This is a genomic window from Borrelia parkeri, from assembly GCF_023035815.1.
Classification (GTDB): Bacteria; Spirochaetota; Spirochaetia; order Borreliales; family Borreliaceae; genus Borrelia; species Borrelia parkeri.
Window position 1 is genome coordinate 809,945 of sequence record NZ_CP073159.1, and the last position, 16,021, is coordinate 825,965.

Annotated in this window: 17 protein-coding genes, 1 tRNA gene and 1 pseudogene; 3 read left to right on the forward strand and 16 right to left on the reverse strand. The window is 27.7% G+C overall.

Going from position 1 to position 16,021, the window contains the following annotated elements; all coding sequences use genetic code 11:
* Nucleotides 1–16 precede the first annotated feature (16 nt).
* Entirely contained in the window at nucleotides 17–676 is a 660-nt protein-coding gene (locus bpSLO_RS03860) for a hypothetical protein (RefSeq protein WP_025407299.1), read from the forward strand.
* A 59-nt stretch (nucleotides 677–735) separates the two neighbouring features.
* Nucleotides 736–819: transfer RNA gene (locus tag bpSLO_RS03865), tRNA-Leu, on the forward strand.
* On the opposite strand, the gene bpSLO_RS03870 is transcribed toward bpSLO_RS03865, so the two are convergent.
* Nucleotides 801–1,694 (reverse strand): undecaprenyl phosphate translocase family protein, encoded by an 894-nt coding sequence (locus bpSLO_RS03870; protein ID WP_025375739.1) that lies wholly within the window; start codon nucleotides 1,692–1,694, stop codon nucleotides 801–803. The two genes, bpSLO_RS03865 and bpSLO_RS03870, sit on opposite strands and share 19 nt — an antisense overlap.
* 37 nt (nucleotides 1,695–1,731) lie before the next feature.
* On the reverse strand, nucleotides 1,732–2,061 hold the full coding sequence (locus tag bpSLO_RS03875; RefSeq protein ID WP_011772692.1) for a nucleoside triphosphate pyrophosphohydrolase family protein: 330 nt from the start codon (nucleotides 2,059–2,061) through the stop codon (nucleotides 1,732–1,734).
* Between the two features lie 108 nt (nucleotides 2,062–2,169).
* Here bpSLO_RS03875 and bpSLO_RS03880 point away from each other — a divergent pair, with 108 nt between their 5' ends.
* Entirely contained in the window at nucleotides 2,170–3,057 is an 888-nt protein-coding gene (locus tag bpSLO_RS03880; protein WP_025375740.1) for a LysM peptidoglycan-binding domain-containing M23 family metallopeptidase, read from the forward strand.
* Between the two features lie 99 nt (nucleotides 3,058–3,156).
* On the opposite strand, the gene bpSLO_RS03885 is transcribed toward bpSLO_RS03880, so the two are convergent.
* From bpSLO_RS03885 to flgF, 14 genes and pseudogenes are all read right to left on the reverse strand, one after another.
* On the reverse strand, nucleotides 3,157–4,527 hold the full coding sequence (locus bpSLO_RS03885; protein ID WP_025375741.1) for a sigma-54-dependent transcriptional regulator: 1,371 nt from the start codon (nucleotides 4,525–4,527) through the stop codon (nucleotides 3,157–3,159).
* Nucleotides 4,520–5,680 carry a two-component system sensor histidine kinase NtrB gene (locus bpSLO_RS03890; protein WP_025375742.1) on the reverse strand — a complete coding sequence of 387 codons (1,161 nt, stop codon included), beginning with the start codon at nucleotides 5,678–5,680 and terminating at the stop codon, nucleotides 4,520–4,522. The genes bpSLO_RS03885 and bpSLO_RS03890 overlap by 8 nt, the downstream gene beginning before the upstream one ends.
* Nucleotides 5,681–5,683: 3 nt before the next feature.
* Nucleotides 5,684–6,727: a DNA polymerase III subunit gamma/tau gene (locus bpSLO_RS03895; protein ID WP_025407298.1), complete on the reverse strand. Its 1,044-nt coding sequence runs from the start codon at nucleotides 6,725–6,727 to the stop codon at nucleotides 5,684–5,686.
* 10 nt (nucleotides 6,728–6,737) lie between these two features.
* Nucleotides 6,738–7,226 (reverse strand): CvpA family protein, encoded by a 489-nt coding sequence (locus bpSLO_RS03900; RefSeq protein WP_025375744.1) that lies wholly within the window; start codon nucleotides 7,224–7,226, stop codon nucleotides 6,738–6,740.
* Complete coding sequence (gene murG / locus bpSLO_RS03905; RefSeq protein WP_025375745.1) at nucleotides 7,216–8,304, reverse strand: undecaprenyldiphospho-muramoylpentapeptide beta-N-acetylglucosaminyltransferase; 1,089 nt, start codon at nucleotides 8,302–8,304, stop codon at nucleotides 7,216–7,218. The genes bpSLO_RS03900 and murG overlap by 11 nt, the downstream gene beginning before the upstream one ends.
* Before the next feature lie 193 nt (nucleotides 8,305–8,497).
* Nucleotides 8,498–9,292 carry a PfkB family carbohydrate kinase gene (locus bpSLO_RS03910; RefSeq protein WP_025407297.1) on the reverse strand — a complete coding sequence of 265 codons (795 nt, stop codon included), beginning with the start codon at nucleotides 9,290–9,292 and terminating at the stop codon, nucleotides 8,498–8,500.
* Nucleotides 9,267–10,305: pseudogene (gene tsaD, locus bpSLO_RS03915) on the reverse strand (tRNA (adenosine(37)-N6)-threonylcarbamoyltransferase complex transferase subunit TsaD). The gene bpSLO_RS03910 and the pseudogene tsaD overlap by 26 nt, the downstream one beginning before the upstream one ends.
* The gene (locus bpSLO_RS03920; RefSeq protein WP_025407296.1) at nucleotides 10,271–11,197 is read right to left on the reverse strand and encodes a divergent polysaccharide deacetylase family protein; all 927 of its coding nucleotides are present in this window, start codon (nucleotides 11,195–11,197) and stop codon (nucleotides 10,271–10,273) included. The pseudogene tsaD and the gene bpSLO_RS03920 overlap by 35 nt, the downstream one beginning before the upstream one ends.
* 45 nt (nucleotides 11,198–11,242) lie before the next feature.
* Nucleotides 11,243–12,046: a sigma-70 family RNA polymerase sigma factor gene (locus bpSLO_RS03925; protein ID WP_011772702.1), complete on the reverse strand. Its 804-nt coding sequence runs from the start codon at nucleotides 12,044–12,046 to the stop codon at nucleotides 11,243–11,245.
* Between the two features lie 114 nt (nucleotides 12,047–12,160).
* Nucleotides 12,161–12,502: a rod-binding protein gene (locus bpSLO_RS03930; protein ID WP_025375749.1), complete on the reverse strand. Its 342-nt coding sequence runs from the start codon at nucleotides 12,500–12,502 to the stop codon at nucleotides 12,161–12,163.
* 2 nt (nucleotides 12,503–12,504) lie between these two features.
* Complete coding sequence (locus tag bpSLO_RS03935) at nucleotides 12,505–13,500, reverse strand: flagellar basal body P-ring protein FlgI (RefSeq protein ID WP_025407295.1); 996 nt, start codon at nucleotides 13,498–13,500, stop codon at nucleotides 12,505–12,507.
* A 210-nt stretch (nucleotides 13,501–13,710) separates the two neighbouring features.
* Nucleotides 13,711–14,289 (reverse strand): hypothetical protein, encoded by a 579-nt coding sequence (locus bpSLO_RS03940; RefSeq protein ID WP_422385942.1) that lies wholly within the window; start codon nucleotides 14,287–14,289, stop codon nucleotides 13,711–13,713.
* A 59-nt stretch (nucleotides 14,290–14,348) separates the two neighbouring features.
* A complete protein-coding gene (flgG, locus tag bpSLO_RS03945) occupies nucleotides 14,349–15,143 on the reverse strand; it encodes a flagellar basal-body rod protein FlgG (protein ID WP_025375753.1) in 795 nt (264 codons plus the stop codon).
* Between the two features lie 12 nt (nucleotides 15,144–15,155).
* Complete coding sequence (gene flgF / locus bpSLO_RS03950) at nucleotides 15,156–16,004, reverse strand: flagellar basal-body rod protein FlgF (RefSeq protein WP_025375754.1); 849 nt, start codon at nucleotides 16,002–16,004, stop codon at nucleotides 15,156–15,158.
* Between the last annotated feature and the right edge of the window lie 17 nt (nucleotides 16,005–16,021).

The following is a 16,021-nucleotide window of genomic DNA, read 5'->3' on the forward strand; positions in this document are numbered from 1 at the left end:
GAGGAATTTTAGCATTTTGGAATTTGGTATTACTAGTTTTCCAAAGAATTTTACTTCTTTGGATACATTAGTAGATGTTGCTTATAATATGTTTTTGTCAGGTTTTGATTTAGTCATTATTAAAAATTTAGGTAATAAAGAGGAATTGGATCTAGTTAATAACAGAGTTTCATTTGGAAGTTTTAAAAATACCTATTTTATTAGGCAAAATAATAGATCTTCTATTAGTATTCTTGCTAAAGAAAAGATTAAGATTCAAATTTTAGATTTTATCGAAGGGCTTTATGAGTTCAGGTTAGGTGTGGTTATTGATTTTATGTTTAAAGATCATCATTATGGGATTGTTGTTTTTAATTTTGATGAAGAAATAGCTAATAATTTAGATATTTTTATTCTTAATGATCAAATAACATATTTAAATTATAGGTATAAAAATTTACTTTTTATTTTGGGTAAGCATGAGCTTGGTATGTTAGATATCATTATTAGGAATGGTTATTTTAGTTTGATTTATGATTCAATTAATCCTTTGCATATAATTAATACCATTGATGATCGAGTTTATTCTAATTTTTCAGCTCAAATATCCCTTCATTCTTTGATTTATGTTATTTTAAGTTATTTATATGATGATTTTTATATAAATAGCTTTCCAAAAAGTATTTTGATTAAATAAATTTTGTAAATATTTAGTTCTTGACATCCTTATTGCATTATTATATCATTACTAGCGATGCCGAAATGGTGGAAATGGTAGACACACAGGACTTAAAATCCTGAGGAGGAAGCTCCGTACCGGTTCAAGTCCGGTTTTCGGTATTTAAAGTTTTCAGATTGCTTAATCTATCTTCAAGTAGTTTATTTATATAGATTCCTGTAATAAATAGACTACTTAAAGATAGATTAAATATTAAATTAGGTTGTACGTTGAGTTTTGTTATAACGAATAGCATATTTATGATTGATCCCAAGATTAAACCTGTAGATAAGTAGAGGAATTTTATAATATGCTTGTCTATTGTTTTTTTGATTATTAGTATTGTAATTCCTGTTCCTATTATTGTGGATATTCCAAATGTTATGCATAGTTTTATATTGAGTTGTGAAATGATGTTGATAATTTCTTTATAAGTTCCAAGACTTAATAATATGAGTGAACCTGAAATGCCCGGTAGAATCATTGCACTGCCACCTATTATTCCTGAACTAGCAATGAGTGAGTAATATTTAATTGAGCTTTTATCTTGATATGCTGATATGTTTAGTGATATATCGTAAGTTCTTAGTATCAATAAACATAGTATAGTGAGCAATCCAATTAAAAATAATAAATAGTTTGTACTTTCTTTATGCTTGTTAATTTTTGTTTTTGTATCTATTTCTTTTTTTAATGTGAATATGCTTCCTGTGGTTAATCCTATAAAAAATACATTTAAGTATGTTTCTCTTATTTCTCCATCTAAAATATAGCTTTTAAATATTTTAGCAAGGATGGTTGTTGAAGTTAATATGCCAAGTGATAATATTCCAAGAAAAATTGTGTTTTCTTTTACCTTTTTTAATTTTATTAAATTTGCAGATGAATTTATTATATTGTAGTAGATCCCTAGCATGAAGGCTAGAGTGCCCCCTGAAACTCCTGGTATTATGCTTGCAATACCAATTAGTAAACCTTTTATATAAATGCTTATCATTATTTCTTATATACTTAAACGTAGAACTTAATGTATTTTATCTTTCATCGCCTTCGCCATTAATTGTGCCGTTTTCATGTCTTTTTTTTAATTTTTCTAAATTTGTAATAGCAACATCTTCAAGTGTTATTCCAAGATTATTACTTAAATTTGAAATGTACCATAACACATCACCAAGTTCTTTCTTAATTGCCAATAAATATTCATCATCAAGGATATATTCTTTATCACGACCTAGTTTTTTTATTTTCTCTACAACTTCACCTGTCTCACCAGCAAGCCCAAGGGTTGTTAAGATTAGTTCTTCTTTTTTATTTTTATATTTAGCAGTTTGTTTAGCCTTTATTTGATATTCATTTAATTTCATAATTAAGATTAGTTTAATATAGTTTTTATTTATTTACAAGTTTATTTATTATTTCCTTTTTTTTAAATTTTTATTATATTAACCCCATATATTAATTGGAGTTTATCTGTGAGTAAATTTGCTCTTTTATTAGAATTTGTCTTCTTCTTTTTGCAGTTTGATTTTGCCTATTCTTATCCTGTGATAAAGAATTTTTCAAATAAAGATCCTATTTTTTATGATCTTAAGTCAAAAATTGCTAAATATAATAAAAGAGTACAAATTCCTTTATTTATTTATTCATATAAAGTTAAAGAAGGTGATACTTTTTTTAAGATTGCAAATAAGGTAAATGGTTGGCAAACTAGCATTTCAACAATTAATTTATTAGATTCTCCTTTTTTAAAGGCAGGAAAAGAGATCTTAATTCCTAGTAAAAAAGGCATTTTTATTATTGATAATAAGGAACATAGATTTAATAGTTTACTTTTAGCAACAAGGGATTTAACAAAAGCAGAAAAGATAAAAGTTAGACAAAATAATAAGATTTATGAGTTTTATTTTTTTGATTCTTTGATACAACCAGAGTTAAGTTACCTCTCAAGCACAGAAATGATTTTCTTTTTAAATTCTGATTTTATTTTGCCTTTAAAGGGCTTTATTATTAGCTCTGATTTTGGATTTAGAGCAGATCCGTTTACTGGTATTAAAAATTTTCATAAAGGTATAGATCTTGCAGCTCCAATGAATTCTTTGGTTTTTTGCTCATCTTATGGTGTTGTAGTTGTAGTTGACTATAATGATATTTATGGCAATTTTGTTGTGGTTGAACATAAAAACAATATTAAATCCCTTTATGGCCATCTTAGTTCTTATATTGTAAGGAAAGGAGATGTTTTAAAAACAGGGGATATTATTGGTAGGGTAGGTCGAACTGGTCGTTCAACAGGTCCCCATTTGCATTTTGAAATATTGAAAAAAGATGCACCTGTTAATCCTATTAAGATTTTGAAGTAGATAGATACTTATTTTATCAGTATGTGATAGGTCGATTTTAAATATAAGGATATAGTTTTTTTCCATACTTTGTATATATATTTTTGTACTAATTATTAATTAATTGTGCTTTATTGAAGATATATCATACTCTGTTATTTTATTGTGCAAGGTTTTTCTTCCTATTTTAAGTATTTTGGCACATTTGCTTTTATTGTTCTTAGAATGTAAAAGTGTTTGCTTAATGATTTCTTTTTCTGCTTCTTTTAAGCTTATACCTATTGGTAGGGTAATTTTAACTATTTGGTTTGTGTTATTTCTAATTTTGGGAGGTAAATCATCTTTTACAATTTGCTTTCCCTTAGATAATATTAAGGCGCTCTCTAGTACATTTTTGAGCTCTCTAATATTTCCTGGCCAATCATATGCATAAAGGGCTTTTAGTGCATCATTGGAGAGATTTTTCTCTTCTCTATTATTTTCACTTGCAACACCTTTAATTAGTATTTTTGTTAGCTTTGGTATGTCGTCTTTTCTCTCTCTTAAGGGAGGAATATTGATATTTATTATGTTAAGCCTATAAAATAAGTCTTCTCTAAACCTTCCTTTTTTAATTTCTTCTTCAATATTTTTATTTGTTGCTGTTAATAATCTAATATCAACTTGCATAGTAGTTTCTCCACCTACTCGTTCGAATGTTCTATTTTGAAGCACTCTTAGTAGTTTGACTTGAACCTCAGGTGATGTTTCTACTATTTCGTCTAAAAATATCGTTCCTTTATCTGCTAATTCGAATCTTCCTTTTTTTTGAGATATTGCACCTGTGAATGCTCCTTTTTCATGTCCAAAGAGTTCACTCTCAAGTGTGCTCTCAGAGAGTGCAGCGCAATTGACTTTAATGAAGGGTTTATCATTTCTATTTGATAAGTCAAATATGGCATCTGCTATTACTTCTTTTCCAACTCCGCTCTCTCCAGTTATTAAGACAGATGCTTTTGATTTTGCGATTTTTTTTACAAGTTCTAAAGTTTTTTGCATTATAAGTGATTTTCCAAATATACGTTCATAATAATTTAAATCTTTTCGAATTATGACATTATCTTGGGATATGTTTTCATGTCTTTTGTCATTTTTACCATTTAAGGCTCGCTTTATTATGAGTAACAGTCTTTCAAGATCAACAGGTTTGGTTAAAAAATCATAAGCACCTTCTCGCATAGCATCTACTGCTGAATCGACAGTTCCATGAGCTGTAAGGATAATGAAGGGAATATTTGGGGTTTTATCTTTTACGATTCTGAGTAGTTCTTCTCCTGATATTTGGGGCATTCTAAGGTCAGATATTATAGCATCAATCTTTTCATTTTTAATTGTTTCAAGTGCTTCCTTTCCATCACTAGCAGTAAATACAAAATAACCTTCCTCTTCAAGATAAGTTGCTATTCCTTCTCGTATATTTTTTTCATCATCTGCTACCAGTAGTTTACTCATTCTCTAAACATCCTTCAATTAGAATTTTGCCCGTATTTAATTTTGGAAGTGTAATTGTAAAAGATGTTCCCTTCATCTCTTTACTTTCCACAAAAATTTCACCTCCATGTTCTTTAATTATTTTATAAGAAATAGTTAGTCCTATGCCACTTCCACTTTCTTTTGTGCTAAATTGAGGCTTGAATATATCATCTTTTGTTTCATTTTTTATTCCATTTCCATTATCTTTAATACTAATGTATATTTTTTCTGTGTTTTCGTGAATAGAAATTTCTATTTTTTTTGTCTTTTTATTTGATTCAAGTAGTGCTTCTTCTGCATTTTTTACTATGTTGATTATTACTTGCCGGATGAGTTTTTCGTCAATTAATGCAGGACTTACTTTTTTTAGATTGAGTAGGAATTTAATATCTTTATTGTTTAATTTTGGATTTAATAGGTTATAGACACTTTTTATAACATCAGTAATATTTCTTTTTTCTGGTACTATTTTTATTGGTCTTACTGTTAATAAAAAATCTGTTACAGTTTTATCCATTCTATTTATTTCTTCTTTTATTATTTTGAAGTAATTATTTGCTTTTGTGCTTTTGATACTTTGTCTATCTATTTCTTTTTTGAGTAGTTGTAAGTTTATATCAATTGCTCCTAGCGGATTTTTAATCTCATGAGCAATATTTCTTGCATGTCTTGTAAAAGCAGCTAAAGCCTCAGCTCTTCTAAAAAGTTCTTCTTTATGTTTTTTATCTTTAATATCTTCAATTAAAATAATATTTCCTTCAAGTTTTTGATCTCTGACGTATGGCATAAATGATATTTTAATGTATATGTTTGTTGAAATTTGTACCTCAAATCCTATTATTTTATCTTCGTTTGTTACTAGTTCTTCTATTAAGTTTGTTAGAGTTGGAATTTGAATATCTTTAAGGGTTTCTAGTTTGTATTTAGGACTTATAACTAAAATTTGAAATAGCATTTTGTTTAGGTAAATTATGTTATTAAGTTTATCAAGAACTAGGATCCCTTCATTAATGGATGCAAAAATACCATCGTATATTTCTATTTTTTTATAGATATCTTGAATAAATTTAAGTTTTTGATCACTTGATAATTTATTTAATTTGGTCAAGGTTTTTTTTAAAAATTTGCTCATTAATTAATCCTCGTAATTTAGCATTAAATTTTCGATTATTAATTTTTTATTCTGGTTGTATGGACTGTATTTTGAGATGTATTTTAGATATTCTAATCTTTTTAGATATGTATTAGTGTCTAAATTTTGGCTTAAAAATTCATGTCTAAGCTGGTTTGTAAGTTCTTGTAAGAATAATTTAAATATATTTTCATCTTTTAGGAAATTAAATGTGTCAAGATTAGATATACCCTGTTTTTCTTTTATTATATTTAAAATTCGCTTGACTTCTTCTTTTAATTTTGTGTGTTCTTCACTATAAAATGAGTCGAAATATTCTTCTGTTGTTAATTCATCATTTTTATTAAAGATTTCTTTGAATTTTTTGATCTCAAAATCTCTATTTTCCTTTCTGAATTTGTATAGTCTTAGTCTTGAAAGGATTGTTTTTGGAATCTTGTTTTTGTTTCTTGTAGCTAAAATAAAATAAATGTTTAAAGGTGGTTCTTCTAGTATTTTTAATAGTGCATTATAGACATTAAAATTTAGATTTTCAATTTCATTAATGTAAATTACCTTTATCTTATGTTTCTCTGATAATACCCAGGATTTAATTTTTCTAACATCGCTAATGGTAATGTTAAAATTTATGTTTTTAATTATTTCCTCAATTTTTTTAATAAGTTCTTTTGTGATTGTCTCATTATATTCGTTTTTGTAATAGGTATTATTAATAAAATTGACGTCTGTTTCTATTTTTTTAAGGTTTTTATCACTGCTGAAATTGTATTTAGTAAAAATGATATTCTTAACATATTCTAGATATTTATTTATAACTTTCTTTGAGTTTACATTAAGATATGCCTTTGCCTCTATTATGTTAAGACTTGAGAAAATTATTAAATTTGGGTTTGTTAAAGTTTTTGTATTTAAGATTCTTTTTGCAAGTTCAATTGCAGTTATTTTTTTAGAAGAAAATCTCTCTCCCCAAAAAAGTATTGCATTTGGTAGGCTTCCTTTTTCATGCTCATTAATTATTTCGTAAGTTATTTCGGATAAGCTTTCCATGTGATTCTCTTTACTGTGTTTTTGATATTTTAAACAAATAGTTTATGCTAGGATTTAGATATTTAAGCAATTTGCTTTCTTCTAAGAAGTAGCTGGGATTAAAGATTTGTTGAGAGTATATTATATATACTACAATTGCAATTATTCCAAAGGCTTCAAATAAACCAAGTATTAGTCCAAGTAACCTGTTAAAAAATAATAACTTAAGATGATTTATTATTGATTCGATTAGTGCTTGTAAGATTAAGAATCCTATGTGTATTATTAAAAAAAATACTAGTAGTGCTTGAACATATGATAAATCGAGAATAGGTGATATTAATATTTTAAAATCATTGGTTTTATTATAAAGTAAAAATATTAAAGTAAAAATTTCAACAAATCCAGCAATTTCTTTGATGAAACCCCGTAAAAATCCTCTAAATCCTAGTGATATAAAAATTATTATTATTAGTATGTCGACTATACCAGTTATTTTGAAAGGATCGTTAACCAGCATTTATTTCCCCAAAATCTTTTAACAATAGATTAGCTATTAGGCTTGATGAGTCTTGATTGTGAAATTCTTTTATATTATTTCTTAGTATATTGGACTTTTCTTTATTTTCTAGAATCTCTTTTATCATATTTATGATTTTGCTTTCACTTAAATTCTCTTCATCTATTTTGAAACATGCATTTTGTTTTTCTAATAGTTTTGCATTTCTGACTTGATCTCCTCTTGAGCCTTTTACAAATGGAATAAATATTACGCATGCACCAGCATTGGCAAATTCTTTAATAGCACCTGAGCCTGCTCTGCTTATTATTATATTTGAAAATTTTATTATGCTTGCCATTTCTTCTGCATTAAAAAATTGACTTCTTAAATAATTATTCTCTCTAGTTGCATCTAGATTTCTTCCACATTGATGGATAAAATACGCATTAATTTTGTTTTTGATATTGAGTGTTAATTTATTTAGAATTTCTGCTCCAAGAGAGCCTCCAAGTATGCTAATTATGGGTTTTTTTGTATCTTGAGTTAAATTTTTTATTATATTTGGATTTGGATTTGAGAATTCTTTTCTGATTGGTGAGCCTGTATATAAGACATTTTTGTTCTTAAAATATTTTGTGCTTTCTTTAAAGCTGATATGTATTTTGTTTGCAAATTTTGAATTGATTTTTGTTGCAAGCCCAGGATCAAGATCCATTTCGTGGGTTATGCTTTTTACCTTAAGTAGACTTGCTGCAATAATTGGTGGACTTGATACAAAACCGCCAGTTGCGTATATAATTTGGGGTCTATACTTTTTTATTATGAAAAAGCTTTTGATTATTCCAAATATGACCTTAAAAAAGTCAGTAAAATTTTGTAATGAAAAATATCTTCTAAGTTTTCCCGATGGAATTGCGATAAATTTGATATATGCGTGCTCTTTTATGATCTTGTCTTCCATTGAGTCTTTTTGTCCTAACCAAAAAAATTCGATATTTGTATCAAGTTCTCTTAATTTTGAAATTATTGCTATTCCTGGGAAAACATGACCCCCTGTCCCTCCTCCTGTAAAAAATATTCTTTTTTTAGCTTTCATATACCTCTTTTATATACATTGTAATTTAACAATGCATTTTAATGCAAATATTATATATTTTTTTACTTTTACAGTGACTATTCTAAATTTTATTGAATTTAAAAAAATGTTACAAATTCATTTATATCAAATTATGTTTTTCTTTAAAATCACGGTTTGACTGTGCTAATAGAGAATCTTATATTGAAATAGGTTAGAAAATATTTTTTAAAAATTGCTCAATTTGAATACCTTTATTTTTAAGAGTATTATTTTCAGTAGAATATTTGATTATTGAATGAATTACTTTCGTTGCTTTTTCTAAAGCATATTCTATCTCCGATTTTTCCAGATATCCTATTAGTAGACTTGCAAATAAATCTCCTGTTCCACCGAAGTTTTGTTCTAGTTTTTCTAAAAAGATTTCTGAATATTCTTTTGTTTTCGTGTTATAAACAACATTCCCTATAAGATTTTCTTTTTCTACACTTGTAACTACGATTATTCCATTTATTTCAAGATTTAATATTGCTTTTATTATTTCATCTTTATTGTTTATCTTTTCATTTTTAGCTAACATTTTCAATTCTGTGATATTAGGTGTTATGATATTTGCATGTTTTATTAGGCTTCTAAATCCATTAACTATTTTTTCATCAAAAGTAGGGTAGAGTACACCATTGTCTGCAAATACAGGATCAATTATTATTTTTTCAAAATTGAGTAGTTTGAACATATTTTCTATTATTTTTTGCTGGGTGTTGCTTCCAAGGAATCCACTATAGAATATATCAAAGTTTTCATTTTGATTTTTCCAAGATAAAATAAACTTTTTTAAGTTATTTGTTAAATCTATTATTTCAAATTCTTTGTAATCTGTTGTTGCTGAGAGAACTGCAGTTACAAATGGACAAACTTGCATATTAAATGATGATATGACTGGTATGCATATTGTAAGTGATGCTCTACCTATAGTCGAAATGTCATGCATTGCTAATACTCGTTTCATAATGTCTTTCCTTTTGTATGTTTATAGTTTTCTATTCTTGAATTTGCATCAATTTCAATTGGACTTGCCCCGTATTTTAAATACATAAGGTAACCAATTCCTGCAATCATTGCTCCGTTGTCTGTGCAAAGGTCGATTGGGGGATAGTATGTTTCTATTTCAAGTTTTTTGATCTTTTCTCTTAAATAAAGATTGCTTGCAACCCCTCCAGATATTATTAATTTTTTTATATTAGTATCCTTTATTGCTCTTTTAATTGGAATAATTAAATTTTCAAAAGCTACTCTTTGGAAGCTTGCAGCAATATTATTTTTTGTTATGTTTTCATTTTTGTCTTTAAACTTTTCAAGTTGATGTATACATGCTGTTTTGAGGCCTGAATATGAAAAATTATACCTATTTTCTTTTTTGTCAAAAATTGTAATTGGAAAATTAAACGCATATTGGTTACCGTTTTTTGCTAATTTTTCTATGTTTGGCCCACCTGGGAATCCCATTTTATAGTATTTTGCTACCTTGTCAAATGCTTCTCCACAAGCATCGTCAAGCGTTCGTCCAAGTATTTCAATATCATCGAAGTTATTTTGTTTTGCAAGTATTGTGTGTCCTCCACTTAATATTAGAGATAGAAATGGATATTCTATCTTTTTAATCATTAGAGGAGCATAAAGATGTCCTAAAATATGATCAATGCAAATTAGAGGCTTTTTCAGTGCAATGGATAAACCTTTAGCAAAGTTTACCCCAACAATTAAGGAGCCAATAAGACCAGGTTTAGATGTGACTGCTATTAAATCAATTTCTGATGCATGTATTTGAGCATTTGTTATCGCCTGTTGACAAACAGACATGATAAATTCTGTGTGTAGTCTTGAGGCAATTTCTGGCACTACACCATAATATTTTTTGTGTTCTTTTTGACTAAGCTTGATATTACTTAAAATCTTAATACCATCTTCTACTATAGCTGCACAGCAATCATCGCATGAAGTCTCTATTCCAAGCACTCTCATTGTTTTCCTCTTTTTGATAAAGGTTGATTAAATTTTTAAATTCAAATTCTTTATTTAGGTTTACTGCTTCTTGTTTGAGTATTTTAAGAGTATTTTTTGACCAAATATGTCCTATTACTTTAACAATTCCTTTTGTTCTAGCTATTTGTTTTGCTCTCTCAAGTGCTTTCATTACGGATTTTTCATTATCTTTGTTATCAAGAAATATGTCTCTTTGCTCTACTATAATCCCAATTTTTTTACCAATTTTTGCGGATATGCTTTTTTGTGTAGTTAGACTATCGAAAAAGTATTTATTTTCTTCTTTAAGTTTGATTAAAATGATTTGCATTATATTCTCATTTGCAGTAATAAGACTCCCCATATGATTATTCATAATCTTTGCATTGGAGTATGTTTGAAATATCTTTTCAATTTTTGTTCGTATTGCAAATTCATTATCGTTGATGTTTATGTGAAATTTTTCTATTGAATGTTTATATTTTGATTGCATTGGTAAATGAATCATTATAATTTTATTTTTACTTGCTAGTTTGTTATAAAAATCCATTGATTTTGGTAAAAAGGGAATAATTGAAAAATTGATGTTTAGGTCAATTTTTATAAATTCGTCTAACATAAATTCGTCATAGCCAACATCATCAATTATGAGATAAAATGCAGGTTTTGAATTATTGAGTTTTAAATTTTTTTGTACTTTTATTAAATTTTCTTTTTTAAGTTTTGCTAATTTGTTCTTAAAGTTTAGATTGAATTTTTTTTCATTTGATTTTATATATACAAGGCTAGAAAATATCATAATTATTGAGACAAAAGATGTAATAATAACAAATAATATTGTGATTTTTAATTTATGTTTCTTTAGAAAAATAGAAACATTGTGAATACTCATGTCCAGTAGCTTCCATTATATCAAAATCTGGTATTAAGTGAACGTTTATTGATAAAGTTCTTCTTTGAGTTTTTTAAGTACCCTTTTTTCAATTTGTCTAACGGTTTCTGAGGAGATTCCAAGTTCATTGGAAATGTCTTTTAAGGTGCTTTTTTTATCACTGTTGTCTAAGTTATATCTTTTTATTATGATGTATCTTTCCTTTTCATTTAGTTTGGTCTCTAGTATGTGATTGAGATGTTTTAATGTTGAATTTTGTTCAAGAGTACTCTCAGGATTAAAAGAATTGTCTTCATAGAGGTTTAGTAGTGTAGAATTTTCTGAACCTTCGATCTTTTTATCAAGGGAATATTCTTTTTCAAGATAGGGAATGATTTTTATATATTGAGCAGTTGTTAAGTTAAATCTTTCCATTATGTCTTCTTTTTTTGGTGATTTTTCTTCTTCCATGAGATATTTATTTATTTGGAGTATTAAATTTTCTTTTCTGTATGGCACCTTTACAAGTCTTGTTTTGGTATTTAATGCTCTTTGAAGCGATTGTTTAATCCAAAATGAGGCGTAAGTTGAGAATTTGGTGTTCTTACTTGGATCATATTTTTCAGCTGCTCTAATTAAACCCAGATTTCCTTCTTGTATTAAGTCTTCGACTTTTAATCCTTTGCCAGCATATCTTTTAATTATTTTTAAGACAAGACGTAAATTGGCATTTATCATTTTGTTTTTGGCTTTCAGGTCTCCTAGTTTAATTTGTTTTGCAAGTTCAATTTCTTCTTCGTGAGTTATTAGTCTGTGTTCTCTTACGGATTTTAAGTATATGTTTAAATCTTCATTGCTAAATATATTCATCACAATACTTCTCCCATTTTTGAAATTTGCGTATCAACATCCTTCTCTCTTTTTGATGTGATGCAAAAATCATGCCAACTTAGAAAATAATTAATATTTTTTATTAAATATGAACTATTTTCTAAAGTTATTTACTTCTGCTATTTGGTTATAAATTAAATCAGCAAGTCTAAAACTTTTAGATTTGGCTATTTGTTTTGCTCTTTCTAAATAGAGCATATCTTCAAAAATTTCTTCTGTTTGACCTCCATTAATTAGATTATTTTCTTTTTTTAAAGAATTTTTCATGCTCTTAAGCATTTGATTTATAAAGATTGACTCAAATTCTAGTGCGGCTTCATAGAGTTTATTGTCATTTTTGTGCTGATTTGTTTTTTCTATTTTGTCTTTTAGGATTTTTACCTGTTTTGTTTGATTTTTTGTTTCTAAGTATTGTAAATTGATTTTACTTGTCATATCTATTCCTCTAGAATTAATTCTCCATGTAATTTATTAATTTTTTTAGCTGCCTTGATTACTTTTATTAATTCTTCATTGCTAAGCGTATTTGAATTTTTTGATATAAATTCATTTAGTTTCATCTTTTGTATTTCTATTTTTATTTTTTCATTGCTTCTATTGCTAAATAAGTTTTCCCCATTTCTTTCAATTAAAAATATAAGGGGTCCTATTTCTGCATTTGTACTTGCTATAATGATTTTGTTTTGTTCATTTATTAGAACTTTAGGCATAGTTTTTACTTCTATTTTTTCAATTTCGCCTAGCAATCCAATTTCGTTGATCTCAATTTCTATGATATTTCCTGATTTTATATTATTTTTTATGTTTTTACTTGTTAGTTTTTTACTTATTGAATCTGCTAAGACATAATCCTCTTTTTTAAGAATTATATTGTAATTTGTATAGTTTTTATTTTCATGTATTGTTGCTCCTTTTAGTATATATCCTGTACCTTTTGATTTTTCATTAATTATTATTGGACCTGAGGCTGTTGCTAGTACTTTTCCTTCTTTATCTTTCAGTTCTGTTCTTAAAAGTATCCCATTTGTTAAGTCTTTTGAATCTAGCATTGATGCTATGTAAACATTGTGATTTGTACCTTTAATCATGTTTCCATTTATTTTGACCGTTGTGCTTACTAATGCGATGTTTTTGCTTCCTATGTTTGTTAGATCTATTTCATTTATGCCAATTTTATTTAGAGCTTTATTTAAAATTTCTTTTCTCTGTAGAGAATCTCCTTTATCAGAAAGGCCTGCTACTATTCCAATTCCTGTTAACGTATATGAACCTGTAGATTTTATTTCAGCGATATTTTTTAATTTTATTTGCTCACTTATTTGATTTATAGTGCTATTTTCATTAGCAAAATTTTTTAAAGGTTGATTTTCTTGTGCGAATGAGCTTAGGACTATCTTTAAGTTTAAGATGGCTAACATTATCAATAGTTTCATGATTTTGTTCCTTTTGTATGGCAATATAGTTTACCTTTATTTTAATATTATTGCAATTGCTTTTAGTTTATTCATTTTTTCTTTGGGTTTACTTGACAATTTAAAGCTTAATTATAAAATAAAGAGAAAAATTCCTATAATTTTTTTGTCATTATAATCGATTAGTAAAGCTAATAACACAATTGGGAATTTATATGTTTGAATATGGTATTATTGTTGTTTTTGTATTTTATTTAGCTTAAGCTCTTCATTTTTTATTATATCTTGTAATACCATGTAGTTACTTTGGTTTAATTCGTTTAGGCTGAGCGTTTCGTTGTTTTTAGTTGTGTTTATTTGATATTTAAAATAAACATTATATTCATTTAAGCTTTGGCCCACCTTTAAATCTGTTTTTGCAAATACAATTGGTTCTATTATGTCAATATACATATTTACTTTATTATGTTTCTTATAATCTTCAAATTTTTTTGCATAATAAACCAAAGTTTTTTGTATTGGTATATTTTTATATGATGTGCTTTTTATTGCCTTAAATTTTATATCAGTTGAAAATTTATCTTCTATATTGATCTCTGATTCATCAAAACTGAATTGTAATATGTAAATATTTTTGCTTGCTAGATTCTTTGTGATATGGCTAATCATTTCAAATATTATTTGTTTTTGCTTAAAATGTGGGCTTATGTAAATTTGTGATAAGTTATTATCATTGCACATTTTTGAGTATTCTTTTGAGAAAAAATATGTTTTACTAGGAGATATTGTAAAACAGGTATCATAAGGCATTATTTGTGATACATTTATTGTAAATAGATAGAATATAAATTTATTTGTGAGTGTTTTCACTACCTTTTTAAGTTATTGGCAATTCCTAGCATATTATCTGAGGTTTGAATTGCTTTTGAGTTTATCTCATAAGCTCTTTGCGCAACGATCATTGTTACCATTTCTTCTGCAATTGATACGTTTGACATTTCAAGGATGCCTTGCCTTAGTCTGCCCATTCCGCTACTTCCTGGTGTTCCTGATATTTCTTCTCCAGAACCAATGGTTTCTTTAAATATATTGTTTCCAATAGCATTAAGACCTGCTGGGTTTATAAATCTTGCAATTTCCATTTGACCAAGTTCAATTGGATCAAGGCTTCCATCAACTTTGACAGATATTATTCCTTCTTGAGATATTGTAATAGAATCTTTTATATATTCTTCAGGAAAGGATATTTCAGGCAATAATTTGTATCCTTGACTTGTTACAAGATCTCCATTTGCGTCTATTTTGAATGAACCATCTCTTGTGTATCCGTAAGTGCCGTCTGGTAAGAGAATCTTGTAAAATCCATCACCTTCAATTGCAACATCAGTTTTCAAATTGGTGGCTTGCAGATTGCCTTGTTCAAAGATTCTGTGTGTTGCTGATACTTTTGTTCCGTGTCCAACTTGATTGCCAAGAGGACTTACTGTATCCTCAGTTGCAGGAGTGCCTGCTCTTTTTTGTGTTTGATATATTAGATCTTCAAATTCGGCTCTTATCTTTTTAAATCCCGTAGTGTTTACATTTGAAAGATTATTGGCAATTGTATCCACGTTATATTGTTGTGCTTTCATTCCGCTGGCTGCTGTCCAGAGTGCTCTCATCATAAACTAATCCCCTTAAAATTTTCCAATTTCGTTAATTAATTTACCAAGAAGTGAGTCCTCGGTTTGTATTGTTTTTTGATTTGCTTCATAGGCCCTGTTAACTGTAATCATTGATACCATTTCATTAATGGCGTTTACATTTGAGCCTTCTAAAGTACCAGTTTCAATTTTGGGCCTTGAATTTATTTTGATATTTTTAGCTTGTCCAGATATTTCTGTACTGTTCCATAGTGAACTTCCTTGTTTTTGTAGAAATCTTGTTTTTTCAAAATTTACAATCTTTAAGTTGTCAAGGAGTTCATAGTTTTCCCATGAATTTTCATATTCACTTACAAGCTTTTTGGGATTTCTTTCAAATGTTGAGTTATGAAATATTTGTCCTTTAGCTGTTATTTTAAAGTTATTATCTTTTAGATATATGTATCCCTTCTCTCCAATTACAGGATATCCATCTTTTGTAACAAGTATGCCTTCTGGTCCGAGTATGAAAGAACCATTTCTTGTATATCTCTCTCCTTCTGGTGTTTGAACAACAAAAAAGCCCTCATCAGTTAATGCTAAGTCAAGAGGATTTCCAGTGATTTTTAGTGGTCCTTGTTCAAAAGAAGTATAGATTTCATTTTCTTCAACTCCTGTACCAAGCTTGCCAATAACGGGTGCTGTCTCCAGGTATCCTTTGGGAAATTTGTAAAGACCATCATCATTGATTCGCCTAATTAACATTTCGGGGAATGCTTTTTGGACAGATAAATCTTTTTTGTATCCCGTAAGATCAATATTTGCTAAATTATTCGCAATAACATCTAACCTGTGTCTTTGTGCCATCATTCCGCTGGCAGCAGTATAAATACCTCTTACCACATTAAAACCCCATTATT

Coding starts and splice junctions, on each gene's coding strand:
- bpSLO_RS03870 (WP_025375739.1), bottom strand. CDS start 1,694: ATGATAAGCATTTATATAAAAGGTTTACTAATTGGTATTGCAAGCATA.
- bpSLO_RS03875 (WP_011772692.1), bottom strand. CDS start 2,061: ATGAAATTAAATGAATATCAAATAAAGGCTAAACAAACTGCTAAATAT.
- bpSLO_RS03920 (WP_025407296.1), bottom strand. CDS start 11,197: ATGAGTATTCACAATGTTTCTATTTTTCTAAAGAAACATAAATTAAAA.
- bpSLO_RS03890 (WP_025375742.1), bottom strand. CDS start 5,680: ATGAGCAAATTTTTAAAAAAAACCTTGACCAAATTAAATAAATTATCA.
- bpSLO_RS03940 (WP_422385942.1), bottom strand. CDS start 14,289: ATGCCTTATGATACCTGTTTTACAATATCTCCTAGTAAAACATATTTT.
- bpSLO_RS03935 (WP_025407295.1), bottom strand. CDS start 13,500: ATGAAACTATTGATAATGTTAGCCATCTTAAACTTAAAGATAGTCCTA.
- bpSLO_RS03900 (WP_025375744.1), bottom strand. CDS start 7,226: ATGCTGGTTAACGATCCTTTCAAAATAACTGGTATAGTCGACATACTA.
- bpSLO_RS03910 (WP_025407297.1), bottom strand. CDS start 9,292: ATGAAACGAGTATTAGCAATGCATGACATTTCGACTATAGGTAGAGCA.
- bpSLO_RS03925 (WP_011772702.1), bottom strand. CDS start 12,046: ATGAATATATTTAGCAATGAAGATTTAAACATATACTTAAAATCCGTA.
- bpSLO_RS03885 (WP_025375741.1), bottom strand. CDS start 4,527: ATGAGTAAACTACTGGTAGCAGATGATGAAAAAAATATACGAGAAGGA.
- murG (WP_025375745.1), bottom strand. CDS start 8,304: ATGAAAGCTAAAAAAAGAATATTTTTTACAGGAGGAGGGACAGGGGGT.
- bpSLO_RS03930 (WP_025375749.1), bottom strand. CDS start 12,502: ATGACAAGTAAAATCAATTTACAATACTTAGAAACAAAAAATCAAACA.
- bpSLO_RS03895 (WP_025407298.1), bottom strand. CDS start 6,727: ATGGAAAGCTTATCCGAAATAACTTACGAAATAATTAATGAGCATGAA.
- flgG (WP_025375753.1), bottom strand. CDS start 15,143: ATGATGAGAGCACTCTGGACAGCAGCCAGCGGAATGAAAGCACAACAA.